Below are 22,896 nucleotides of genomic sequence, written 5' to 3' on the forward strand. Positions count from 1 at the left end.
GGTCACCGCCGGAACAACTATTAATGGTCGAGGCCCCAACCACACGGTTGGGGCCTCCCACATTTAAACACCAAACATCAAACACCAACCCACCCACCCCGTACCCGGTCTTGGTGGGCAGCGGCTGGAAGGTGCGCCCCGCCGTCGACCCTCACCTCCCAGCCAGGCATACACCGCGGCCGCCGCCAGACCACCACCAAAGGTTGAGCAGGGTGAAAACCCCCTGAAATCCGGTGATTAACCTCAAAAAATGGCGGAAACACGCGGAATTTGCGGCCCGCAACCGCCCAAGCTGGTAAGTTTTCGAACAGTGGCCTGCGCGCATGCCGTGTGCAGGCTCCAGAATCAGAACCGTCCAGGAGGACATCAATGGCTAAGAACCGTAGTGAACTTGTTGCAGAGGTAGCTGGCAAGGCCGGCACCAGCCAGGCTGCCGTCAACTCCGTCCTCGACGCACTGTTCGAGGTTTTCGAGACTTCCGTCGCCGCCGGCGAGAAGATCACCATCCCGGGCTGGCTCGCCGTCGAGCGTACCGACCGTGCAGCCCGCACCGGCCGCAACCCGCAGACCGGCGAGACCATCCAGATTGCAGCAGGCCACAGCGTTAAGCTGACCGCCGGCTCCAAGCTGAAGGCTGCAGTCTCCAAGAAGTAGAGCTTATTCCCGGCCGGCATGCAGCCGGCTGGAACAGGAGCGGCAACCCGTCGGGTTGCCGCTCCTTGGCGTTTAACCCCGGATTCGCCGCCCGGGCGGGCGTAGCGGACAATGGAATGGTGTCTTCTGCCGCAAAACCACGCTCCACCCCGCCACAGTCCAGCCCTGGCAAGGGGGCTGCGGTCCGGGACGCCGGCACCCGGGGGGTACCGGTTGCCTGGCAAGTGGCTGGCTTGGCGGCACTTTTCCTGGGCCTTGCAGCAGCGCTGATCTTCTCCGGAGCGTCAGCGGCCCGCAGCGTCGCCGATCCCGGCGCCTTGGTCCGTTGGGGACTCCCCATCAGCAAGGCCATCCACAACGTGTCCCTGGCGACCGTCGTCGGCGGGCTCATCTTCGCCGTCGGCATCCTGCCCAAGAACCTCAACGGGCGCGGGCGGGACCGGGAGAAAGCAGGCAGCGGGGCACCCGAGCATCCCGCCTTCACCCGCGTGCTCGCGGTGGCGGCCGTTGCGGGCGCGGTGTGGACCTTGTCCGCTATCGCGGTCCTGGTGCTCACGTACGCCGATGTGGCCGGGCAGGGACTGTCGGGCGATCCTGCCTTCACGCAGGCCCTGGTGTACTTCATGACGGACATCGATACAGGGCGGGCCTGGCTCGCCGTCACCATCATCGCCGCGATAGTGACGACGGCACTCTTCGGCGTCAGGTCACTCGGTGGCCTGGCCCTCACCCTCATCCTGGCCCTCATCGGCTTGGTGCCCACCGCCCTGATCGGACACTCCTCAAGCTCGTCGGACCACGAGGGCGCCATCAACTCGCTCGGCCTGCACCTGCTCGGCGTCAGCACATGGGTGGGCGGCATCATCATCCTGGCCCTGCTGTCTGGAATCCTGACGGGGCCCAAAGCCGGGGCAGCTTCCGATATCACCGAACCCACGCTCAAGCGCTTCTCCACCCTGGCGGGCTTCGCATTCGTGCTGGTTTTCGCCTCCGGCATCATCAACGCAGCAATCCGCGTCACCAGCTGGCATGATCTCTTCGGCTCGGCGTACGGGCAGCTGATCCTGGCCAAGACCGCGGGCGCGGTGGTGCTGGGCGGCATCGGCTTCATGCACCGGCAGTGGGTCATCCCGCAGCTGGGCCGCAAGGGGGCCACTATGTCCTCGCGGCGCGTGCTGTGGCAGTTGATCCTGGCGGAGCTGCTGGTCATGGGTGCCACCTCGGGCATCGCCGTGGCCCTGGGCCGCTCAGCCCCGCCGCAGCCAACAGAGCTGGCACCCAACGCCTCACCCGCCTTCATCCTCAGCGGCTACGAGCTTCCCCCCGAGCTCGCTCCCGAACGCTGGCTTACTGAGTGGCGCCTGGACTGGATCTGGGTCGGCGTGGCCCTCTTCGGGCTGGTCGCCTACTTCCTGGGCGTTGCCAGGATCCGGCGGCGGGGAGACTCCTGGCAGTGGTTCCGGTCCGTCAACTGGGTCATCGGCCTGGTGGTGCTGACGTACATCACGTCCGGGCCGCCGTCGGTCTACGGACGCATCCTGTTTTCTGCGCACATGGTGGACCACATGGCGCTGACCATGGTGGCCCCGATCTTCCTGGTGCTCGGCGCCCCGGTGACGCTGGCCCTGCGCGCCCTGCCCGCCCGCGGTGACGGCTCACGCGGTGCCCGCGAGTGGCTCCTGGTCTTCGTGCACTCGAAGTTCTCCCAGCTGGTCACCCACCCGCTGTTCGCGGCAGCCAATTTCGCCGGTTCCATCATCCTGTTCTACTACTCGGACCTCTTCGGCTTCGCCATGCGCGATCATGTAGGCCACGAGCTGATGAACCTGCACTTCCTGCTGACCGGCTACATCTTCGTGCTGAGCATGATCGGCACCGACCCGCTGCCGCGCCGCGCCCCGTACCCCATGCGGCTGCTCCTGCTCCTGGCCACCATGGGCTTCCACGCCTTCTTCGGCGTGTCCATCATGGGCGGCACGGGCCTGATGGCTGCGGACTACTTTGGCAACCTGGGCCGTGTCTGGGGGCCGTCCGCCCTTGCCGACCAGCAGGCCGGCGGCGCGGTGGCCTGGGGCATTGGCGAAGTGCCCACGCTGCTGGTGGCGATCGGCGTCGCCATCATGTGGTCCAGGTCGGACCAGCGGGAGACCAAGCGGGTGGACCGGGCGGCGGACAGGAATAACGACGCCGATCTGACCGCTTACAACGATATGTTTGCCAAATTGGCCGAACGCGATGCCAAGCTGGCTGAACGCAACAAGCTGGAAGGACGCTGATGAGCGAAACCGTACGCACGCATGCCCGGGTCCGGGCCTCCGAACTGGTGGGCCGCAACTGGCTGAACACCGGTGGCAAGTCCCTGGACCTCGAAGCCCTGCGCGGCAAGATCGTGCTGCTCGATTTCTGGACCTTCTGCTGCATCAACTGCCTGCACGTCCTCGATGAGCTGCGGCCGCTTGAGCAGCAGTACTCCGACGTGCTGGTCACCGTGGGAGTCCACTCGCCCAAGTTCGAGCACGAGGCGGACCCTGTGGCGCTGGCGGCCGCCGTGGAGCGCTACGAGATCCACCACCCTGTCCTGGACGACCCCGAACTGGACACCTGGAAGGCGTACACAGCCCGTGCATGGCCCACCCTGGTGGTCATTGATCCCGAGGGCTACATCGTGGCGCACCTTTCCGGTGAGGGCCACGCGGACGGGCTCGCGGTGCTGATCCCGGAACTGATCGCCGAGCACGAGGCCAAGGGCACCCTGCACCGCGGCTCCGGCCCGTACGTGGCCCCCGAGGCAACGTCCGGCACCCTGCGCTTCCCCGGCAAGGCATTGTTCCTCCCGCCGGGCCGCGGTTCCACGGCTTTGGCTGGAACAGCCGACGGCGGCACGCCCGCAGGTGCAGCCGCTTCCGTTGCTGCGGAGAAGGGGTCCTGGCTGGTCACCGACACCGGCCACCACCGCCTGGTGGAACTGGCCACCGACTTCGAAACAGTCCTGGCCACCTTCGGCTCGGGCACCAAGGGCTACGCCGACGGCCCCGCCGCGGGGGACACCGCCAGCGCCCAGTTCAACGAGCCCCAGGGCCTGGTCCTGCTCCCGGAAGACGTGGCAGCCAAGGCGGGCTACGACGTCGTCATTGCCGACTCGGTCAACCACCGGCTGCGTGGACTTTCGCTCACGGACGGCAAGGCCTCCACCCTGGCTGGAAACGGCATCCAGCGCCTGCTGGAAACCGGCCCGGCCCGGGTGGACGAGGAAGGCGCCGGCTTCAGCGGCTCACTGGGCACGGACCCGCTGGATGTGGCGCTGAGCTCGCCGTGGGATGTCGTATGGTCCCGCAAGCTCAATGCGGTGGTGGTGGCCATGGCCGGCACGCACCAGATTTTCAGCTTTGACCCCGTCTCCGGCGCCGTGTCGATCATTGCCGGCAACGGCCTGGAAGGGCTTCTCGACGGTCCCGCGCACGAGTCCTGGTTCGCCCAGTCCTCAGGCTTGGCCGAAGATGCCGACGGCAACATCTGGGTGGCGGACTCCGAAACGTCGGCCCTCCGCAAGCTGAACATCGCAGACGACGCCTCCATCACAGTGGAGTCCGCCGTGGGCAAGGGCCTGTTCGACTTCGGCTTCCGCGACGGCCCGGCCGCCGAAGCACGGCTGCAGCACCCGCTCGGTGTGACCGTCCTGCCCGACGGCTCCGTGGCGATCGCAGACACCTACAACGGAGCCGTGCGCCGCTACGACCCCGCGTCCGGCACCGTGTCCACGCTGGCCCGCGGGCTTGCCGAGCCGTCCGACGTGATTGTGGACCACACGGAATCCGCCGGCTCCGAGCCCCTGCTGGTGGTGGTCGAGGCGAACAAGCACCAACTGGTGTACGTTCCCATCCCCAAGGAAGCGCAGCAGGTGGATGAGGGCGCCTCCCAGACCCAGCGGCCCAAGAGCCCTGTGGCCCCCGGCGCCCTGGACCTGACCGTCCGCTTCACCGCTCCCACCGGGCAGAAACTCGATGACCGCTGGGGCGATCCGACGCAGCTGAAGATCTCCTCCACCCCGCCGGAACTGCTGGCGGCCGGCGGCGGCACCTCGGTGGGACTGCTCCGCACCCTGGAGCTGTCCCCGGACGTTCCCGGGGGCGTGCTGCACATTACCGCCCGCGCCGCAGCCTGCGACGGCCCCGAGACCGAGGACGGCGAGATCCCCGACCACGCCGCCTGCCACCTCTACCAGCAGGACTGGGGCATCCCCGTGGTCCTGCAGGCCGACGGTGACACCGAACTGGTCCTGGACCTCCGCGGAATGGACTGACCCGCCTGTGGTTTGCTGAACGGCTGCTTCCATGTGACTCCGCGTCACGGGAGGCAGCCTTTCGCGTTCCCAGCACGGCGGCCGTCCCGGAATTCCGGGCTTTTCGCAGACTGCCGGCCCTGAAAGCGTGCTCTGCGTGACGCTGGCCGGATCCTCCGCTGTCCACATAGGGCGGCGGCGGGGTATGGGCGGCTCTCAGAAGCGGGGCACCATGGCCGGGTGGATGCCCTCAGAGCCTTGGAAGTCTGCGGCGGAGCCGCACGGAGACCCGCCCTGGCCAGGCTGGGAGTGGATGACGCCGCCCTCAGGAGGGCGGTACGGGCGGGGGTCCTGCAACCGGACCGGGGCCTGTATGCGCTTCCGACGGCGCCTCCGGACTTGGTTGCCGTGCTCCAAAACCGGGAGTTGTTGACGTGTTCCAGCGCTGCGACTGCATATAGCCTGTGGTCGCTGCCCTCGGACGGAAAACGCCACGTCTACCACCGCCGGCAGGAGTCGGTCTGTGGCGATGCAATCCATCACTCCGGGCTCCTGCTGCCACCCTCCCGGGTCCAGCCTGTGGCCGCCCTGGCTGATGTGCTGATCCACGCGCTTCGATGCCTGTCTTTCGCGGGATCGCTGGTCATGGTGGAGTGCGCCGTAACCCGCGGCGACATGACTGTCGATTTCCTGCGCCGGCGCTTGCCGGGAAAACGCAACGGAAAGGCCAATGCGGTCCTGGACTGGGTGGATAGCGGGGCGGATTCCCTCCTCGAGACGCTGGCACGCACATACTTCCGGCAAGCGGGAATCCAGGTGCAGCCGCAGGTGTACCTGGAGCGGGTGGGGTATGTGGATCTGTTGCTGGACGGATGGCTGGTCGTTGAACTGGACGGGAGGCACCACGCGGAGTGGAAACAGGTTCAAAAGGATCATCGCCGAAACAATGAGTCGGTCCTCCAGGGATATACAGCCCTCCGCTACTACTACGCCGACGTGGTGTGCGGGCCGCAGGCGATGGTGGAGCAGGTGCTGGCTGTCCTGCGGCGCCGGCGCTAACGTGCCGGCGGTGTGACGCGGCGGGTAGGGGAGGGGGCCTAGAAGCTCAGCTGCGGGGTGACCTTGACCGTGTCACCGGCCACGTCCAGGCGGGTGGTGAAGCTGAAGTCCACCTCGGCGTCCAGCGGGTACCAGGCGCCGGTGAAGGAGTTCTGCTGGAGCGCTTCGACCTTGGCCTTGCCGTCCAGCGGGGACACCACCCACCGGCCGTCGAAGGGTTCCACCGAGACGCCCGGGTATTCGGTGACGGTCCACTTGATGGTGCCGTCCTGGACCCGGTTGTTGCTGGCGTAGTAGAAGGGGCAGTCCGGCTGGAGCTTCTGTTCCTTGACGGCCTGGGCCGCGCAGCCGTCCAGGAATTCCCTGATTTTGGCCGCGACATCGTTCTTCAGCTTGTCCGTGGGCTGGGTCAGCAGGTTCAGTGGCGCCACGGGCGCGTCCTTGGCGGTGACCGTGGCCCGGGTGGCGGGAGCCGAGAAGTACTGCCCGTTGAGGGAGGCCTCGTACTCGCCCGGGTAGAAGACCGCGAAGGAATTGCGGCCGTTGGGCATGTTCACCGGGACGCCGTTCAGCACCGCCTCGTTGCCGTTGACCACGGTGATATCGACGGTGGGCAGGCGGGACGGGACGAATGCCCAGGTGTTGAAGAACAGCCACTCGGTACCGGTCTTCTGCAGCAGGAACTCCGTGTGCAGCCGGCTGCCGTCGATGGTGTATTCCATCGGGACCATGACCTGGTTCCCCGGACGTTCCTCGGGATCGCCGATATCCACATTCGTGACGCGGGACGCGGAGGTCTGCAGCCCTGGCCCATCCAGCATGGCGGCGTTGCTGGGCGGGACAGCCGCCCGCAGGATCCCCAGCGCACGCCCGCCGTCGCCGCTCTTCAGCGCGTCCAGGTATTCCCTGACGGGCTGCTGCGGACTGGCCACGGTATTGTTCACGACATTGATGGCCACCACGGCTCCGGCGATGGCAAGCATGAGGCCCAGCAGCCACCCGGCCGCGATCCTCACCAACGCTTGACTCATCTGCACGTTCTACACAGTAACGTCAGTGCGGACGCACACTAAAGTTGGTGTCCCCCCTAATCTGGCGGGCAGCACCCGTTAACTCCCGACGGCGGGGCGCCGGAACAACGCCCACCAGCGCCTTGGACCCTGCCTCCGGCGGTCCCGGTGGCGGGGTTAGCGGCGCCGGCGCCGGGACGACGTTCCGAACACGCCGCGGAGCAGTTCGCGTCCCAGCTGCGTGCCCACGGACCGCGCCATGCTCTTCAGCCCCCCGCCCAGGGCACCGCCGAGTACGCCGCCAAGGTCGCCCATCATGCCGCCGGCTTGTGGCTCCGGCTGGCTTGGCTGCGGTTGGCGCGTCCGGGGCGCTTTGGCCCGGGACTGGCGCGGCCCAGGGTCCCGGGCTTCGTCGAATTGGGGCTCGCTGTATTGCGGTTCCGGGGCCTGGGCTGGCCTGCTGCTGGGCCGGCCCAGGATTTCTTCCTCGATCCGGCGGGCCTCGGCGTCCACGTCGTACGTGCCCGGAGTTGAAGGTGCACCCGGGGCAGGTGTGCCGGCAGCAGGCCCGGGGACCGCCGGGCCCGTGGGGGCTGCGGCTTTGCCGGTGAGCTTCTCGTAGGCGGAGGGGTTGTCCACGGTGGTCCCGTACTTCCCGAGCAGGGCGGAGCCGGCCACCGTGCTCCGGACCAGCGCTTCCTCGCTGGGACCCATGACGGATTCAGGGGCGCGCAGCCGGGTGAGGGCCACCGGGGTGGGTGCACCCTTCTCGTTCATGACGGTGATGACGGCCTCGCCGATGCCCGCGGACGTCAGCGTCTCTTCCAGGTCGTAGTCGCTGACCGGGAACGTGGAGACCGTGGCCTTGAGCGCTTTGGCGTCCTCCGGGGTGAAGGCGCGCAGGGCGTGCTGGACCCGGTTTGCCAACTGGCCCAGGACATCGGCGGGGACATCCTTTGGCGTCTGCGTGACGAAGAAGATGCCCACACCCTTGGACCGGATCAGCCGGACGGTGGTGGTGATGGCCTCCAGGAAGGCTTTGGAGGCCCCGTTGAACAGCAGGTGTGCTTCGTCGAGGAAGAACACGAGCTTGGGTTTGTCCAGGTCGCCGGCCTCGGGAAGGTCCTCGAACAGGTCCGCCAGCAGCCACATCAGGAAGGTGGAGAACAGCATGGGCTTGGTCTGCAGGGTGGGCAGTTCCAGGCAGGTGACCACGCCGCGGCCGTCCGGGGCGGTGCGCAGCAGCTCGGCCGTATCGAACTCCGGCTCACCGAAGAACTTCTCCAGCCCCTGCGCCTCCAGGTTCACGATCTCCCGCAGGATCACGCCCGCGGTTGCCTTGGACAGGCCGCCGAGTTCCTCCAGCTTGTCCTTGCCCTCGTCCGAGGTGAGGAACTGGATGACGGCACGCAGGTCCTTGAGGTCGATGAGCTCCAGGCCGTTCTTGTCCGCGACATAGAAGACCAGCTGCAGGCTGGATTCCTGGGTGTCGTTCAGTTCCATGATCCGCGAGAGCAGGACGGGACCGAAGGAGGTCACCGTGGCGCGGACCGGGACGCCGTTGCCGTCGCCGCCCAGCGCGAGGAATTCCACGGGGAACGTCTTACCCTGCCACGGCTGGCCAATGCTGTCCGTGCGGGCCTTCAATTTGTCGCTGCCGACGGCGGCCGTCGCCAGGCCGGAAAGGTCACCTTTGATGTCGGCCAGGAACACGGGCACGCCTGCCGTGGACAGCTGCTCGGCCATCATGTGCAGCGTGACGGTTTTGCCGGTACCGGTAGCCCCGGCCACCAGCCCGTGCCGGTTCATCATGGCCAGCGGCAGCCGCACCGGCGCGTCCTTGTGGAGTTCGCCGTCGATGATGGCGGCTCCCAACTCGATGGTGGCGCCTTCCAGCGTGTAGCCCTGCTGGATGGTGGCAAGCTTCTCTGCTGTGGTTTTCGTGGCCATGGCGCCAGCTTAGCGGCGTCACCCCATCTGGCGGCCAGGCCGGGCACTCAAATTTTCGGCAGGTCCTTGGTGAAGGCCAGCGGCCCGATGGTTTCCGGGTCGGCGTCGAGATCGAACTGCGCCTCGTAGCCGGTGTTCAGGTAGAGGAGCTTGGCCTCCGGCTGCCGTGGACCGGTGGTGAGGTACAGCCTGGTGTAGCCGCGGGCCGCGGCCAGCGCCTCGAGTTCGGCGAGCACCAGGCGTGCCAGCCCACGACGGCGGTGTGCCGAGTGCGTCCAGATCCGCTTCAGTTCCGCCGTGGCGGGGTCGTACCGGCGGAACGCGCCGCCGGCGATTGACTCGCCGTCTTCCTGGATCACCAGCAGGGCGCCGTGCGGGCCCTCGAATTCGGCCGCCGGGTAGCGGTTCAGTTCCTCTGCCGCGGCCCCGCGGCCAAACAGGTCGCCGTAGCGGGTGTCATATTCGACGGCGAGCTCGTCCAGGAGCGGCCGGACCCGCGGATCGTGCATGGGAAGGCTGAGGGCCGACAGCCTGGCGGGATCGAGGGGGCGGGGCTTGAGATCGGACTCTGCGGTCATGGTGCTAGTTCTTTCCGGCGGCGGCTGGTTCTGGACTCATTGTGGCGGACACCTGGGAGGCGATGTCACGGGCAACCCCGAGGACGGTCCGGGCCAGGGCATCGTTCTCGCGGAAGGGCGCCGCGTTGGTGTTGGGCCTGGCGAAGGCGCCGGCGCCCCAGCCGGATGTTCCCGGCCCGACGCCGAAGAGGGTTGCCTGCGCCCGGCCGTCCGCGTCCACCAGGTGGTGCCCGGGAGAGACCAGCAGCTTTCCGGTGGAGTGGATGCCGTCCGAGGTCAGCAGCTGTTGTTCGCTGCCCAGGCCGCCGTCATACAGCGAAGAAAGTACCGGGTTGAGCGAGCGGGCCACGGACGTGGACGGCAACCGTGCCTCGATCAGTGCCGTGGCGGACACCGTGACCCCGGACTGGCGCGATGTGGCGACGAAGGTACCGCTGGCGTCGTCGGCGGATACCTCCAGGCCGGGGCCAAGGAACTGCAGCACCCCGGCGCGGTGCAGCGCCAGCATCTGGCGCAGCCGGTGCGGCGGCGGACCGGAATCCACGAAGCTGAAAAAGCCGTGCCACCAGCCGTGAATGACCTGCTGCGAGCGGGCATTGAGGCGTTCCGCGGGAACCACGCGTCCCACCTCCATGTACACGTGGAGCAGGGCCAGGAACAGTGCCAGGGTTTCCGGATGGTCCGGGCCGTCCCGTAAAGAGAGATCGTGCTCTATATACCCGGCCACGGCGTCCTGCAGCTCCTGGTGGCCGGCAAAGTGGACACCGTCGAAGGGCCGGTCCAGCCGCTCCAGGTCCAGGTGCAGGCCCAGGTCCGGCACGGCAGCCGCCACGAGGTCCGCGCGCTCGCCGCTGTACCAGTCCACCCCGGCATAACGGGCGGCAAACACTTCCCATTCCATGGCCGCGCGTTCCGGGCTGCCCGTGAGGAGTTCGCGGTAGTAGTAGTAGCCTGCTTCCTTGGCAATGAGTGGCCAGAGGTGCTGCCGGAAGTCCAGTTCGCCGTGGGCGTCCAGGAGGGCGTCCACGGCACCAGCAGTGAAGAACCGCAGCGGCCCCGGAGCCTGGCCGCGCAGGGGTGCGGAAATCTTGGAGTGGTACGGAACCCCACGGCGCGACCCTGCCCACAGCCGTGGTTCCCGTCCGGACGGAAGGTAGTGCAGCCCGCCGTCGTCCGTTTCCTGGAACCTGCCGCCGCGCCCCTCCATGAGCAGGACCAGCAGGTCAACAAACGCCAGGCCCATCCCGGCGACGATCACGTCCTGCCCGGCGGCGATGGGGGAGTAGTCGACGTCGGTGGTGTAGCTGGGTGCCGCGTGGTAGCCGCCGTGCCGGGCGGCGAAGTCCGCGAACCCGGCGGAGACGGCGTCCGGGCGGGAGTCAGTGTGCCCCAGGGCGGTGACGACAATGTCCGCGTGCAGCGTCCGGCCATTGGCCAGCTCCACCTCATGGCCGCCATCCACAGCGGCAATGCCGAGGGCAGTGGTCCGGTGCACCGTCACGCTGCGGCCCAGCGACTTGGCGGCCCGGCGGAAGAACCACTCCAGGTACTGGCTCTGCAGCCGGCGGGTGGGGAAGGTGCTGCCCGTCAGCGCGCGGAGCTGGTCCCACAGCTGCTGCGGAAAGTCCGGCACGTCGATGATGGTGGCATCCAGGACGCCCGCGGCCCACTCGGCCAAACCGGGGCCGGGGGCGGGAGGGCCGGCGCAGTCCACCGACTCGTCCGTGAACATGGTGATGTCCGCCGCCATGGAGTTCAGCAGGAGGCCGGGGTCCTGGTCGTACCGCCAGATCCGGCCCGAACCGGGGACGTGCGGCTCCACCACATGGATCTGCAGCGGGCCCGCGAAGACGTCAGGCCGGTTGGCCGCTATCCGTTCCAGCACACCGGCCGTGCGCGGTCCGCCGCCAATGAAGACGATGGCCGGGATGGTGGCTGGCATGGATGCTCCTGACAGTGGGGGCTGGGATTGAGTGCCCATGCTAGGCAGCCGTGACGACGGCGGTCGAGCGCCTGGTCACGGCCGTTAACTCCGCGTCACGGCGCGTTATGGGACGCAAAGAATCGACTCATGACGCCGTACGAAGCCCCGTGAACTATTGCAACCTGCCGCCTTGCTGGCCCGTTCCGGCCGGTCCTAGATTTGCAGCCAGCAAGGGGCCGAACGGTCCCACCCGGGGCAACGGCCCATCCGGATCCCACGACGAGAAGCGAGGTGGCACATGAGTTCAGCAGCAACGACCGTGGCGCAGTCACAACAACCGCAGCCGGCACCGCCGGCGGAAACGCCACCGAAAACCCGGCGGCCCGAAGATGGGGCGGCCGCCCGGAAGGCCCCGGACTACTCGTCCTACCGGGTGGTGGCCGCCAAGCATCCGTGGCGCTGGGTGGGGACCGCCGTCGTCGCGCTCGGCGTCCTGGCCGTGGCGTGGTCCCTGGCCACCAACCCGCGCTGGGAGTGGGGCGTGGTGGCGCAGTGGTTCACCGCCCAGTCGGTGGTCAACGGGCTGGTGGAAACGCTGAAGCTGACCGCCATCTCCGGCATCCTGGGGTTCGTGCTGGGCTTCATCCTGGCGCTGATGCGGCTGTCCGCATCGCCGCTGCTGGTCTCGGTGTCCTGGACCTTCTCCTGGATCTTCCGGTCCACGCCGCTGCTGGTCCAGATGCTTCTTTGGTACAACCTGGGCTACCTGTACGAGAAGATCAGCCTAGGGATCCCGTTCACCGATGTCCGCTTCTTCGAGGTCCAGACCACCACACTGATCAGCCAGTTCGCGGCAGCAGTGCTGGGGTTGACCCTGAACCAGGCGGCGTACTCGGCGGAGATCATCCGCGGCGGCATCCTGTCCGTGGACCAGGGCCAGCTGGAAGCCGCGGCCGCCCTGGGCATCCCGGCCTGGCGCCGTTCCACCCGGATCGTCCTGCCGCAGGCCATGCGCGCCATCCTGCCCACCGCGTTCAACGAGATCATCGGCCTGGTCAAGGGCACCTCGATCGTCTACGTCCTGGCCTACTCCGAGCTGTTCTACACGGTGCAGGTCATCTACAACCGCACGCAGCAGGTCCTGCCGCTGCTGCTGGTGGCCACCCTCTGGTACATCGTGATCACCTCCGTGCTGAGCGTCTTCCAGTACTACATCGAACGGCACTACTCCAAGGGCGCGGTGCGGAACCTGCCGCTGACGCCCCTGCAGAAGGCCCGCAAATTCTTCGCCACCCACGCGGCAGTCCCCACCCGGAGGAACTTCTGATGACTGAGACCCTTACCGCCCCCACTGCCACCCGCGGCCTGGTGGAGATCACCGGCGTCCGCAAATCCTTCGGCCCCACGGAAGTCCTCAAAGGCGTCAGCCTCACCGTGGAACCCGGGGGAGTAGCCGTGATCGTGGGCCCCTCCGGATCCGGCAAGTCCACCCTGCTGCGCACCATCAACCACCTGGAGAAGGTGGACGGCGGCCACATCACCATCGACGGCCGGCTGGTGGGCTACGAAGTCCGCGGCGACCGGCTGCACGAACTGCGGGAAAAGGAGATCCTGAAACAGCGCACCGACATCGGCATGGTGTTCCAGAACTTCAACCTGTTCCCGCACCTGACCGCGCTGGAGAACGTGGCGGAAGCGCCGGTGGTGGCGCAGGGCCGCTCCAAGGCGGAAGCCCGCCGCCGCGGCCTGGAACTGCTGGACCGGGTGGGCCTCAAGGACCGCGCTGACGCCTACCCGCGCCAGCTCTCCGGCGGCCAGCAGCAGCGCGTGGCGATTGCCCGCGCGCTTGCGTTGGACCCCAAGATCCTGCTGTTCGACGAGCCCACCTCCGCCCTGGACCCCGAACTGGTGAACGAGGTCCTGGACGTCATCCGTGAACTCGCCCAGTCCGGCACCACGCTGATCATCGTCACCCACGAGATGGGCTTCGCCCGCGACGTGGCGGACACCGTGGTGTTCATGGACCAAGGCCAGATCGTGGAACAGGGCACCCCGCAGGACATCTTCAGCAACCCCCAGGAACCGCGCACCCGGAGCTTCTTCTCCAAGGTGCTCGAACCGGCCTTCAACATCTAAGGAACTCCCATGGCTTTCCCCACCAGCCGCCGCCGCGCCCTCGCGGCGCCTCCCGCCGTCGTACTCCTCGGCACCGCACTCCTTGGTTCAGCCGCGCTCGCCGGCTGCGCGGACCCCGGCGCCTCCGCCGCCGGCAACCCCACCGGAGGGGCGCAGACGACGGCGGCCCGCAACGGCGTGGTCTACAACACCTCCCCGGACCAGCAGCGGATCCGCGCGGAGAAGGACCCGGCGCTCGCCGCCAAGGTTCCCGCGCTGATCAGCAAGGACGGCAAGCTGACGGTGGCCACGACGGCCGGTTCCATCCCGCTGTCCTTCCACGCAACGGACGACAAGACGCCGATCGGCTCCGAGCTGGACGTCGCGCAGCTGGTGGCGGACAAGCTGGGCCTGGAGCTGGACGTGCAGGTCACGTCCTGGGAGAACTGGCCGCTGAAGACCCAGTCCGGCGACTTCGAGGCCGTCTTCTCCAACGTGGGCGTGAACAAGGACCGGGTGAAGCTGTTCGACTTTGCCAGCTACCGGGCCGCGTACATGGGTTTCGAGGCGAAGAAGTCCGCCACCTATGACATCAAGGGCGCGGACGACATCTCCGGCCTGAAAGTCTCCGTGGGCTCCGGAACCAACCAGGAGAAGATCCTGCTGGCCTGGAACAAGGAACTGGAGGCCAAAGGCAAGGCCCCGGCCACGCTGCAGTACTACTCCTCCGACGCCGACACCATCCTGGCGCTCTCCTCCGGCCGGACGGACCTGAACATCGCGCCGTACCCCTCCACCGTGTACCGGGAAAACACCCGGGACGACCTGAAAGTGGTGGGCAAGGTCAACGCCGGCTGGCCGTCCGAGACCCTGGTGGCCGCCACCACGCTGCGCGGCAACGGGCTGGCGCCGGTGATTTCCGAGGCCCTCAACGAGGTCATCGGGGACGGCTCCTACGGGAAGGTCCTGGAACGCTGGGGCCTGTCAGAGGAAGCCCTGCCGGAATCCAAGACCATCACAGCGGAAAACTTCGCGGCCACGCCGGCAACCGCCACGGCCGCTCCGTCACAGGCGGGGAAGGCATCATGAACGCAGTACGCACGGAAACCGCCCTCGAGTCCTTCGACGCCGACTGGCAGGAATGGCACGCCGCCCACGAACAGCAGCGCGCCCACCCGCACGGCTTCCTGGCGGTGACCCACCTGCACTGGCTGGGCAGCGAACCCACCCGGCTGGAAGGCGCCCCGGGCACCTGGAGCGTGGCGGCCGACGTCGTCCGCGTCCTTTTGGAACCGGGTGACAGCCTGCAGCAGGACGGCACGGAGCTGAACACGGAAGCCGGCGCGTCGCTGGAGTTTGGCCCCGTTGAAGAACGCGGCGGCATCAACCTGGTGTCCGGCGAGACCGTCATTGAACTGGCCAGGCGGGGCGGCGAGTACATCGTGCGGCCGCGTCACCCCGAAAACCCGCTGTTGCAGGCCTACCAGGGCACGCCCGCCTACTCCCCGGATGCTGCGTACGCCGTCCGCGGGACCTTCGTGCCGTTCGAGGCGCCGCGGGCCACCACCGTGGGTGCAGCCGTGGAAGGCATCCAGCATGTCTACGAGGCACCCGGCGAGATCCGCTTCAAGCTGGCCGGCCAGGAGCTGGCGCTGACCGCGTTCAACGGCCACGCGCCCGGCTCCCTGTCCATCCTGTTCACCGACCAGACCTCCGGCAAGACCACCTACGCGGCCAACCGCTCCCTTTCGGTGGTGCCCGCCGCGGACGGGTCCGTGGTGCTGGACTTCAACCGGGCCGTGAACCTGCCGTGCGCCTACACGGACCTGGCCACCTGCCCGCTGCCGCCGGCCGAAAACCGGCTGCCCGTGGCCATCGAAGCCGGCGAAAAGATTCCCTACGAACGTCAGGACCAGCAGTGAGTACCTTTGAAAAGCCGGGCTTCCTGGCGATCGAGCTCGACGGCGCAGGGTGGGACGGTGCGGACCTTGCCCGCGCCGTGCTGGCAGCAGAGTCCGCCGGCTTCCACGCCGCCACCTTCACCGACGCGCCGGCGCCGGGCCGGGCCAACGCCCTGCAGCGGGCAGCCTTCGCGGGGCCGGTGACGCACGCCATTGCGCTGGTCCCAGAGGTGGACACCGTCTACATCGAGCCCTTCCACGTCTCCACCCAGCTGGCCAGCCTGGACTACGTGTCCGGCGGCCGGGCCGGATGGATCGCCACCGCCGCCGACGCACCTGGGGCGGCTGCCGCCGTCGGCCGTGCTTCCGTTGCCGGCGAGGCGCTCGGCCAGGAAGCGGCCGCCTCCATCGAGGTGTCCCGCCGCCTGTGGGATTCCTGGGAGGACGACGCCGTGATCCGCGATGTTGCCACCGGCCGGTACATCGATGTGGACAAGCTGCACTACGTCGATTTTGATACGCCTGCCGGTTTTGCCGGCGCGGGCTATTCCGTCAAGGGGCCATCCATCATTCCGCGGCCGCTCCAGGGGCAGTTGCCGGTGCTGGTTCCCGCGTCCCTGCTCGGAGAAGTTCCGGCGGACGCGGTGGATGCCGTGCTGGTGTCTGCGCCCGCAGCGGAACTGCTGGCCGCCGAGGTCCGCGACGTCCGGGCCCGGGTGGGGGCGTCCGTTGCCGTGATCGCCGAGCTCGACATCGTCCTGGACGCCCGCGGGCAGGGTGCGGCTGCGAGGGATGCAGCGTTCGACGGCGGCCGGGCGGCTTTTGCAGGTTCCGCAGCCGGTCTCATCGACTTCCTCGCCGACCTTTTAAGGGAGGCCGACGGCGTGCGGCTGCACCCGGCGTCGCTCTTTGTCGATCTCGAGGAGCTGGGCCGGCTGGTGCTGCCGGAACTGCGCCGCCGCGGAGTCCTCCGCCCGGTGGTGCAGGACGGCACCTTCCGCGGCCTGCTGGGCCTGGAGCGCCCGGCCAGCCGCTATGCAACCGTCTCCGCCGCGGCAGCCGGCACCGGAAAGTAAGGGAAAACCATGACACAGCACACCCGTGCCAAATCCGAGGTCTTCACGCCAAGCGGCCAGATCCAGTTTGGGGTCTTCTTCCAGGGCGTGAACTCCGGCACCATCTGGAAGGCCGCCGAATCGGGCTCCCAGACGGACTTCGAATCGTTCCGCCGCATCGCCCAGACGGCGGAGCGGGGCCTGTTCGCCGCGTTCTTCCTGGGCGAGGGGCTGCGCCTGCGGGAGCACCTGGGCCGCCCGCACGCGCTGGACGTGGTGGGGAGGCCGGATGCGCAGACCATGCTCGCCGCCTTGGCGTCGGTGACCACGAACATCGGCCTGGTGGCCACCCAGAACACAACCTACAACGATCCCGCTGACCTGGCGCACCGGCTGGCCTCGCTCGACCTGATCTCGGGCGGGCGCGCGGCGTGGAACATCGTGACCACTGACAACGCCTGGACCGGAGCGAACTTCCGCCGCGGCGGATACCTGGACCACGCCGACCGGTACAAGCACGCCGAGGCCTTCGTGGAGACGGCCAAGCGCATCTGGGATTCCTGGGAGACGCCGGACGGTCCCGCCCGCCGTGTGGTGCACCACGGGCAGCATTACACCGTGGACGTCACGCCCCGGCTGCCGCGCAGTGCGCAGTACCGGCCGGTGCTGTTCCAGGCCGGGGATTCGCCGGAGGGCCGCAACTTCGCCGCGCGGCAGGCGGACGTGATCTTCTCGGCCCACCCCAAGTTCGACGACGCCGTGGATTTCCGGAAGGACCTGGTGGAGCGGTCCGTGGCCGCCGGCCGTGGCGCCAATGCCGTCCAAATCATGCCGGCCAGTGAGTTCATCCTGGCGCCCACTGCCGCCGAAGCCGCCGAGAAGAAGGCGTGGGTGCGGAGCCTGCAGATCGGCCCGCAGCAGGCCATCGCCTACCTGGAGCAGTTCTGGGGCCGCGAGCTGTCCTCCTACGATCCGGACGGCCCGCTGCCGGAGATCGATCCGGTGGTGGAGGAAACGTCTGAAACCCGCGGCAGCGGTTTCCACGGCGCCAAGGCCCGGCAGCTGGCGGACCAGTGGCGGGCTGAGGCCAAGGACAAGGGGCTGTCCATCCGGCAGTTCGTCACCTCGAAGACGGCGCGGGTCGATTCCACCTTCACCGGCTCCTATACCGCGGTGGCAGACCAGCTGACGGAGTATGCGCGGGTGGGCGCGGTGGACGGGTTCAACATTTCCCCGTGGCTGATCCCCACCGGCCTGGACGACATCGTGAACCACCTGGTCCCCGAACTCCAGGAACGCGGCGTGTACCCCACTGAATACCGGGGCAGCACCCTCCGCGAGCACCTCGGGCTGGAAACGCCGGTGCGCTTGCCTGACGGGGCTGTTGAGGCGGTCCGCGCCTGATGCGCCGGGCAGGTTTTGCCGCTTGGGCTGGCATTGCCGGGAAGGCTGGCCTTGCCGGAGGTGACGACGACGGCGGCACGGCGGGTGCCGCCGTCGAACCTTCCGTGGGGGCTGGGGCTGTGGGGGCTGGCTCGCCCGGGACCGTCACCCTCCAGCTGACGGTGTGGGAGCAGTGGCTGTAGGCCGGCCGCCCCGCCTTTCCTTGGGCCCTAGTCGGTTTCCGGGCTCTGGCAGTAGAAGCACGTGCCGGCGTCGCAGTCTTCTGACGTTTCCTGCTCCGTTTGGCGCTCACTCATTCCGGGTCCTTTCCGTAGGGGTTGTGAAGTAGTCCCCCTTGCAAGGGTTTGCCCGGGACCCCTGCTGGGATCCCGGGCAAACACTGGGGGTGGGGGCCTGCCGGCCGGTTAGTGGGCCAGGGCCGGTTCGGCCAGCTGGACCTTCTCCGCCTCGGTGGGCACGAAGCCCGCCTGGAGTTCGGAGCGGAGCTTGCCCATGTCCAGCTCGCCCTGCCACTTGGCGATTGCCACGCAGGAGACGATGTTGCAAACCGTGCTGGTGAGGGCACGGGCCTCGCTCATGAAACGGTCGATGCCAACGATGAGGGCCACGCCGGCCACCGGCAGGGTGGGCATGACCGTCAGGGTTGCCACCAGGGCCACGAAACCACTGCCCGTCACGCCGGCCGCACCCTTGGAGGTCAGCAGCATCATGCCGAGCATCAGCAGGATCTGGCCCCAGCTGAGGTGGATGTCGCAGGCCTGGGCGATGAACATGGAGGCGAGGGTGAGGTAGATGGCCGTTCCGGTCAGGTTGAAGGAGTAGCCGGTGGGGACCACGAGCCCCACAACGCTGCGGTCGCAGCCGATCCTTTCAAGCTTGGACAGCAGGCGCGGCAGGACCGGTTCGCTGGAGGACGTGGCCAGGACGATCAGGAACTCATCCTTGAAGTAGCGCAGGATCTGCCACAGGCTGAAGCCGGTCACCTTGGCCAGGATACCCAGGCCCACCACCACGAAGACGATGCAGGCGGCGTAGAAGGCAAGGATCAGCATGCCGAGGTTTCCGATGGAGTGGGCGCCGTACTTGCCCACCGTGAAGGCCATGGCCCCAAAGGCTCCCAGCGGAGCCACCTTCATGATGTAGCCGAACATGATGAAGAGCAGCTTGTTGAAGCTGTTGACTACGTTCAGCGCCAGCTGGCCCGGTGCGCCGAGCTTGCTGAAGGCGAAACCGCACAGCAGTGCAATGACCAGCACGGGCAGGACCTCACCGTCGGCGAAGGCGCCCACGAAGGTGGTGGGGATGATGCTGAGGATGAAGTCCACGGGGTTGCTGCTGGGCAGCTGCGTGGTGTACTTCTGCGCCACCGAAGAGTCCAGGTGCGCGGGATCGATGTGCATCCCGGCGCCGGGCTGGAACAGCGTCACCGCGGCCAGGCCCAGGGCCAGGGCGAGGGCGGTCAGTGCGTAGAAGAGGCCCAGCGAACGGATCAGGGTGGGCCCCACCTTCCTGGTGTCCCGCAGGGAGGTGATGCCTCCGACGATGGTGCAGAACACGATGGGGGCGATCATGAACTTCACGAGTTTCACGAATCCGTCGCCGATGGGCTTCAGGGACGAGCCGAGGTCCGGCCACAGTGCGCCTACAACGACGCCGAGGGCGACTCCGATGAGTACCTGGACATACAGGTGTCCGAGGATGGATTTGATCTTCATTGAACAACTTCCTGGTTGGTGCGGCCCCTTAATGATGGGGCAAAGAGATAGGGGTGTTAGGCAGACAGCTCGGCGGCCGGGGCCACGTCGATATCTGCGGTGGCGATGTGGCGGGCTGCCCGGTGGAGGGCCACTTCGCTGACGTTGCCGGTGTCATCGGTGATGATTTCGGCGGTGATCACGCCGGCGGGCGTCCCGACCCGCAGCAAGCGGGGGGCTCCGGTGCCGGCGGAGGATGATTGGCCTGCTGCGTTGGCTACCACCGATGACTGCAGCGAGGATGCCAGGGCAACTGCCACGGCTGAGGTCAGGCCGATGGCCGGGTGGGGCGCGAGCATGGACAGCATCCGCACCCGCACGTCGTGGCTGCCGGCGGTGATGGTTGTTCCGTCCGCGGCGGTGTAGTCCCCGGCAGGCGCCACAACCCCGACTTTCGGGACAGCGTTCTGCGGCGGATCCTCAGGCTTCCGCAGCCCCATGATGAGGCCGGCTGATGCCCGTGCCGCGATGAGGTCCGGCAGCTGGGCGGTGAGGTTGCCAGTCATTGAGGAAAGATCGACGCCGGCCTTGTCGGCTGCCAGGAGCACGGCAGGGGCGCCGGCGTCCACCATCGTTGCGGCCAGGGTCCGGCCGTTGACCTGGAGCTCATCCACCGTGTTGCCGGTAGGCAGGAGTGCACCGGTGTTCTGGCCCCAGGGGCCGTGGAACGAGAGGCTGACAGGAACACCGGCGGCGCTGCTGCCCGGAACCCGGGCCAGGCCGGACTTGGGAATGTGTCCGCCCGGGGTGGGAACCGATCCGCTCAGCACGGCACCGGAAGTGACGTGGCGCATGCGGACCTTGGTCATGCCGTCCCGGGCGGGAACGATGCCCGTCTGGACTGCGAACAGGGCAATGGCGGTGGCGCAGTTGCCGCAGTTGGAACCCAGCTCAACGGTGGGGTCACCGATCCCCACCTGGGCGAAAAGGTAGTCGAGGTCTGCCTCGGCACCAGGGGTTGCCCAGATGACTGCAGCCTTGGACGTGGTGGACGTTCCGCCGCCGACGCCATCCAGCTGCCGCGCATCCGCTGCGCCGAAAGCGGCTGACAGCAGTGCGGGGATTTCCTCGCGGGTGGGGGCGTGGAGGGCCACGTCCCTGGCATCGAAGAGCCAGCACTTGCTGGTGCCGCCCCGGTACCAATGTCCTTTGAGTCCCACTGTATTTCTCCCTCGTAACTTGCAGGTGCTCTACTTCACAGCACCTTGTACTTCTACGATCCGGGATGGGAGCCTTCAGCACAATCGCAAATAAATGGACGACTATCTATTTTTGCTAAACTCAGTACATGGCAATCCTCGACCTCCACCGGCTCCACGTGCTCCGCGAGGTGGGCCGTTCCGGCTCCCTGACCTCTGCTGCCGCCGCCCTTTCCTTCACCACCTCGGCGGTGTCGCAGCAGATAGCCAAACTCGAGCAGGAGATGGGCGTGGTCCTCATCGAGCGCCATCCCCGGGGCGTGGTCCTGACCGAGGCGGGGCACGCCCTGCTGCACTACGCCGACGACATCGACAGGACCGTAGAAGCTGCCCGCGCCGAAATGGGGGAGTTCGCGGGCCTGCGGCGCGGCCAGCTCCGGCTTGGAACCTTTCCCACCGGCGGAGCCTCCCTGATGCCCGACGTTGTGCTGGCGTTCCGCGCCCGCCACCCCGAGGTGGCAGTGACGGTTGTCAGCGCCCGCCGGGACGGCCTGCTGGAACGGCTGCGGCGGCGGGAAATCGAACTGACCCTGCTGTGGGACTATCCCTGGCAACAGATCGAGGACCCCGACCTCGCCCTGGTCAGGCTGACCAACGATCCAACAGTGCTGCTTGTACCGCGGGAACACCCCATTGCGAAACTGGGCTCGGTCCGCATCGGCGCATTGAGCGACCAGGAATGGGTGGTGCGCGACGAGCACCCTGTGGCCGACGTCCTCAGCCGGGTGTGCCGCGATGCCGGGTTCGAGCCGCGGATCGCCTTCGCCGCCAACGATTACCAGGAGACACAGGGCATGGTGGCGGCCGGCATCGGGATCGCCCTGGCACCTAGGCTGGCCCTGACGGCCCTGCGCCCCGACGTCGTAGCGGTCCCGCTCGCCGGGTCCCCGAAGCGCCGGATCCTCCTGGCCCACCTGGCAAACCGGCGGCTCAGCCCCGCCGCGCAGCAGGCCACCAAGGTGTTCCGGTCCATCGCCAAGGGCGCGGCTTCCTGACAAAGGAGGGTGCCGCCGTCGTACGGTGCCTTACCTGACGCCTACCGGGCCAGGGGCCCGGCAACCAGAGCCCGGGCAAGGTCCATGAAGTCGGCGTGGGTCACCGGAGCGGGGCCTGCCGTCGAGGCAGCTGCCGTGGGGGTGTTCCGGGCGACGGCGAAGCTGTCGCTGACGAAGCGCCGGTGCACAATGACGCTCCCGATCGCCGGCAGGACCAGCAGGAATTGGCCGAAGTTGCCCGCGGCCAGGAACGACCCCTCCCACTGCGGGCCGGATTCCCGGGGCAGCCACCACAGATAGCCGTAGTCGCAGGTGCCAAAACCGGTGGACGGCGCCATGTCTGCGCGCCTGACATGGGTGGCCACGCTGTCCGTGGCCCACTCCCGGGGGACAAGCTGCCGTCCCTCCCACTGGCCGCCGGCTGCCATCAGCATCCCGATCTTGGCCAGGTCCCGGGCGGAGAGGAAGAAGTGGTAGGCAGGGAAGGCGGACTTTCGGGCGTCCCCGAGCATTCGCTGGCGTGTGGGGTCGTAGTCGTCGAACCCCAGCGGACCGGCCAGGTGCTGCTGGAACGCTTCGAAGACGGTCAGGCCGCTGGCCTTCTCGAAGATGGCGCCCGCGGCGTTGAAATCCCAGTTGTTGTAGAGGAAATACTGCCCCGGTGCTTTTGTGCCGCGTGAAGGGAAGGCAGCCTCGTCACTGCCCGGGCTGGAGGGCGGGTGGTAGACGCCCGAACGCGACGTCAACAGGTCACGGAGCTGCGCCGTCCGCTCGATGGGCAGCAGGCCGCCCACATCGTCAACACCGAGCTCATCGAGTGTGGCGTCGAGGCTGACCGTGCCGGCTGCCACCTGGATGCCGAAAAGGATGGAGAGCAGGCTTTTGCGGACGGAGGCGACGTAGCTGGCGCGGGTGGTGTCGCCGAGTTCGACGACGGTCCTGCCGTCCTGGCGGACCAGCAGGGACGTGGTGTTCCGGGGCACCGAAATGTCCGGGGCGGCGGTCACGGGGCCTCCTGG

The 22,896-nt window shown here is 67.8% G+C and carries 19 protein-coding genes; 12 read left to right on the forward strand and 7 right to left on the reverse strand.

Annotated elements, in window-relative coordinates:
* The first annotated feature begins 369 nt into the window (after nucleotides 1-369).
* The 4 genes from PV772_RS17470 (at nucleotide 370) to PV772_RS17485 (ending at nucleotide 5,992) form a co-directional block, all read left to right on the forward strand.
* Nucleotides 370-654, forward strand: coding sequence for an HU family DNA-binding protein (locus PV772_RS17470; protein WP_011693739.1), 285 nt, complete (start codon nucleotides 370-372; stop codon nucleotides 652-654).
* 116 nt (nucleotides 655-770) lie between these two features.
* Entirely contained in the window at nucleotides 771-2,930 is a 2,160-nt protein-coding gene (locus PV772_RS17475; RefSeq protein ID WP_347886974.1) for a cytochrome c oxidase assembly protein, read from the forward strand.
* On the forward strand, nucleotides 2,930-4,954 hold the full coding sequence (locus PV772_RS17480; protein ID WP_347886975.1) for an NHL domain-containing thioredoxin family protein: 2,025 nt from the start codon (nucleotides 2,930-2,932) through the stop codon (nucleotides 4,952-4,954). Before PV772_RS17475 ends, PV772_RS17480 begins: the two co-directional genes overlap by 1 nt.
* 219 nt (nucleotides 4,955-5,173) lie before the next feature.
* Nucleotides 5,174-5,992 carry a DUF559 domain-containing protein gene (locus PV772_RS17485; protein WP_347886976.1) on the forward strand — a complete coding sequence of 273 codons (819 nt, stop codon included), beginning with the start codon at nucleotides 5,174-5,176 and terminating at the stop codon, nucleotides 5,990-5,992.
* Between the two features lie 38 nt (nucleotides 5,993-6,030).
* On the opposite strand, the gene PV772_RS17490 is transcribed toward PV772_RS17485, so the two are convergent.
* The 4 genes from PV772_RS17490 to PV772_RS17505 all read right to left on the reverse strand — a co-directional run bounded on the left by PV772_RS17490 (nucleotide 6,031) and on the right by PV772_RS17505 (nucleotide 11,472).
* Nucleotides 6,031-7,023, reverse strand: coding sequence for a hypothetical protein (locus PV772_RS17490; RefSeq protein ID WP_347886977.1), 993 nt, complete (start codon nucleotides 7,021-7,023; stop codon nucleotides 6,031-6,033).
* Nucleotides 7,024-7,179: 156 nt separating this feature from the next.
* Nucleotides 7,180-8,952 (reverse strand): helicase HerA-like domain-containing protein, encoded by a 1,773-nt coding sequence (locus tag PV772_RS17495; protein WP_347886978.1) that lies wholly within the window; start codon nucleotides 8,950-8,952, stop codon nucleotides 7,180-7,182.
* A 47-nt stretch (nucleotides 8,953-8,999) separates the two neighbouring features.
* Complete coding sequence (locus PV772_RS17500; protein ID WP_347886979.1) at nucleotides 9,000-9,530, reverse strand: GNAT family N-acetyltransferase; 531 nt, start codon at nucleotides 9,528-9,530, stop codon at nucleotides 9,000-9,002.
* A 4-nt stretch (nucleotides 9,531-9,534) separates the two neighbouring features.
* Nucleotides 9,535-11,472, reverse strand: a complete 1,938-nt coding sequence (locus PV772_RS17505) for an FAD/NAD(P)-binding protein (protein WP_347886980.1) — start codon at nucleotides 11,470-11,472, stop codon at nucleotides 9,535-9,537.
* 280 nt (nucleotides 11,473-11,752) lie between these two features.
* Between PV772_RS17505 and PV772_RS17510 the strand changes: the two genes are divergently transcribed.
* Genes PV772_RS17510 through PV772_RS17540 form a run of 7 tightly spaced genes read left to right on the forward strand, consistent with a single transcriptional unit; the run spans nucleotide 11,753 to nucleotide 18,111 of the window.
* Complete coding sequence (locus tag PV772_RS17510) at nucleotides 11,753-12,781, forward strand: amino acid ABC transporter permease (RefSeq protein WP_175316939.1); 1,029 nt, start codon at nucleotides 11,753-11,755, stop codon at nucleotides 12,779-12,781.
* On the forward strand, nucleotides 12,781-13,590 hold the full coding sequence (locus tag PV772_RS17515; protein ID WP_347886981.1) for an amino acid ABC transporter ATP-binding protein: 810 nt from the start codon (nucleotides 12,781-12,783) through the stop codon (nucleotides 13,588-13,590). The genes PV772_RS17510 and PV772_RS17515 overlap by 1 nt, the downstream gene beginning before the upstream one ends.
* Before the next feature lie 9 nt (nucleotides 13,591-13,599).
* Nucleotides 13,600-14,658, forward strand: coding sequence for a transporter substrate-binding domain-containing protein (locus tag PV772_RS17520; protein ID WP_347886982.1), 1,059 nt, complete (start codon nucleotides 13,600-13,602; stop codon nucleotides 14,656-14,658).
* A complete protein-coding gene (locus PV772_RS17525) occupies nucleotides 14,655-15,491 on the forward strand; it encodes a DUF1684 domain-containing protein (protein ID WP_347886983.1) in 837 nt (278 codons plus the stop codon). The genes PV772_RS17520 and PV772_RS17525 overlap by 4 nt, the downstream gene beginning before the upstream one ends.
* On the forward strand, nucleotides 15,488-16,546 hold the full coding sequence (locus tag PV772_RS17530; protein WP_347886984.1) for an LLM class flavin-dependent oxidoreductase: 1,059 nt from the start codon (nucleotides 15,488-15,490) through the stop codon (nucleotides 16,544-16,546). Before PV772_RS17525 ends, PV772_RS17530 begins: the two co-directional genes overlap by 4 nt.
* A 9-nt stretch (nucleotides 16,547-16,555) precedes the next feature.
* On the forward strand, nucleotides 16,556-17,929 hold the full coding sequence (locus tag PV772_RS17535) for an NtaA/DmoA family FMN-dependent monooxygenase (protein WP_347886985.1): 1,374 nt from the start codon (nucleotides 16,556-16,558) through the stop codon (nucleotides 17,927-17,929).
* Nucleotides 17,929-18,111 (forward strand): hypothetical protein, encoded by a 183-nt coding sequence (locus PV772_RS17540; protein WP_347886986.1) that lies wholly within the window; start codon nucleotides 17,929-17,931, stop codon nucleotides 18,109-18,111. The genes PV772_RS17535 and PV772_RS17540 overlap by 1 nt, the downstream gene beginning before the upstream one ends.
* A 222-nt stretch (nucleotides 18,112-18,333) precedes the next feature.
* Here the strand turns inward: PV772_RS17540 and dctA are convergent, their stop codons facing one another.
* Complete coding sequence (dctA, locus tag PV772_RS17545) at nucleotides 18,334-19,644, reverse strand: C4-dicarboxylate transporter DctA (protein WP_141159015.1); 1,311 nt, start codon at nucleotides 19,642-19,644, stop codon at nucleotides 18,334-18,336.
* 56 nt (nucleotides 19,645-19,700) lie between these two features.
* Entirely contained in the window at nucleotides 19,701-20,843 is a 1,143-nt protein-coding gene (locus tag PV772_RS17550; protein WP_347886987.1) for a PrpF domain-containing protein, read from the reverse strand.
* A 128-nt stretch (nucleotides 20,844-20,971) separates the two neighbouring features.
* Between PV772_RS17550 and PV772_RS17555 the strand changes: the two genes are divergently transcribed.
* Nucleotides 20,972-21,877, forward strand: coding sequence for a LysR family transcriptional regulator (locus PV772_RS17555; RefSeq protein WP_018772062.1), 906 nt, complete (start codon nucleotides 20,972-20,974; stop codon nucleotides 21,875-21,877).
* A gap of 41 nt (nucleotides 21,878-21,918) precedes the next feature.
* On the opposite strand, the gene PV772_RS17560 is transcribed toward PV772_RS17555, so the two are convergent.
* A complete protein-coding gene (locus PV772_RS17560) occupies nucleotides 21,919-22,884 on the reverse strand; it encodes a serine hydrolase (protein WP_347886988.1) in 966 nt (321 codons plus the stop codon).
* Between the last annotated feature and the right edge of the window lie 12 nt (nucleotides 22,885-22,896).

It is taken from the genome of Pseudarthrobacter sp. CC12 (genome assembly GCF_039907755.1).
In the GTDB taxonomy this organism is placed as follows: Bacteria; Actinomycetota; Actinomycetes; order Actinomycetales; family Micrococcaceae; genus Arthrobacter; species Arthrobacter niigatensis.

What these genes read in the sequence shown, in the direction of transcription:
- PV772_RS17470 (WP_011693739.1), top strand. Translation starts at nt 370, where the DNA reads ATGGCTAAGAACCGTAGTGAACTTGTTGCAGAGGTAGCTGGCAAGGCC.
- PV772_RS17475 (WP_347886974.1), top strand. Translation starts at nt 771, where the DNA reads ATGGTGTCTTCTGCCGCAAAACCACGCTCCACCCCGCCACAGTCCAGC.
- PV772_RS17480 (WP_347886975.1), top strand. Translation starts at nt 2,930, where the DNA reads ATGAGCGAAACCGTACGCACGCATGCCCGGGTCCGGGCCTCCGAACTG.
- PV772_RS17490 (WP_347886977.1), bottom strand. Translation starts at nt 7,023, where the DNA reads ATGAGTCAAGCGTTGGTGAGGATCGCGGCCGGGTGGCTGCTGGGCCTC.
- PV772_RS17495 (WP_347886978.1), bottom strand. Translation starts at nt 8,952, where the DNA reads ATGGCCACGAAAACCACAGCAGAGAAGCTTGCCACCATCCAGCAGGGC.
- PV772_RS17500 (WP_347886979.1), bottom strand. Translation starts at nt 9,530, where the DNA reads ATGACCGCAGAGTCCGATCTCAAGCCCCGCCCCCTCGATCCCGCCAGG.
- PV772_RS17505 (WP_347886980.1), bottom strand. Translation starts at nt 11,472, where the DNA reads ATGCCAGCCACCATCCCGGCCATCGTCTTCATTGGCGGCGGACCGCGC.
- PV772_RS17510 (WP_175316939.1), top strand. Translation starts at nt 11,753, where the DNA reads ATGAGTTCAGCAGCAACGACCGTGGCGCAGTCACAACAACCGCAGCCG.
- PV772_RS17515 (WP_347886981.1), top strand. Translation starts at nt 12,781, where the DNA reads ATGACTGAGACCCTTACCGCCCCCACTGCCACCCGCGGCCTGGTGGAG.
- PV772_RS17520 (WP_347886982.1), top strand. Translation starts at nt 13,600, where the DNA reads ATGGCTTTCCCCACCAGCCGCCGCCGCGCCCTCGCGGCGCCTCCCGCC.
- PV772_RS17525 (WP_347886983.1), top strand. Translation starts at nt 14,655, where the DNA reads ATGAACGCAGTACGCACGGAAACCGCCCTCGAGTCCTTCGACGCCGAC.
- PV772_RS17535 (WP_347886985.1), top strand. Translation starts at nt 16,556, where the DNA reads ATGACACAGCACACCCGTGCCAAATCCGAGGTCTTCACGCCAAGCGGC.
- PV772_RS17540 (WP_347886986.1), top strand. Translation starts at nt 17,929, where the DNA reads ATGCGCCGGGCAGGTTTTGCCGCTTGGGCTGGCATTGCCGGGAAGGCT.
- dctA (WP_141159015.1), bottom strand. Translation starts at nt 19,644, where the DNA reads ATGAAGATCAAATCCATCCTCGGACACCTGTATGTCCAGGTACTCATC.
- PV772_RS17555 (WP_018772062.1), top strand. Translation starts at nt 20,972, where the DNA reads ATGGCAATCCTCGACCTCCACCGGCTCCACGTGCTCCGCGAGGTGGGC.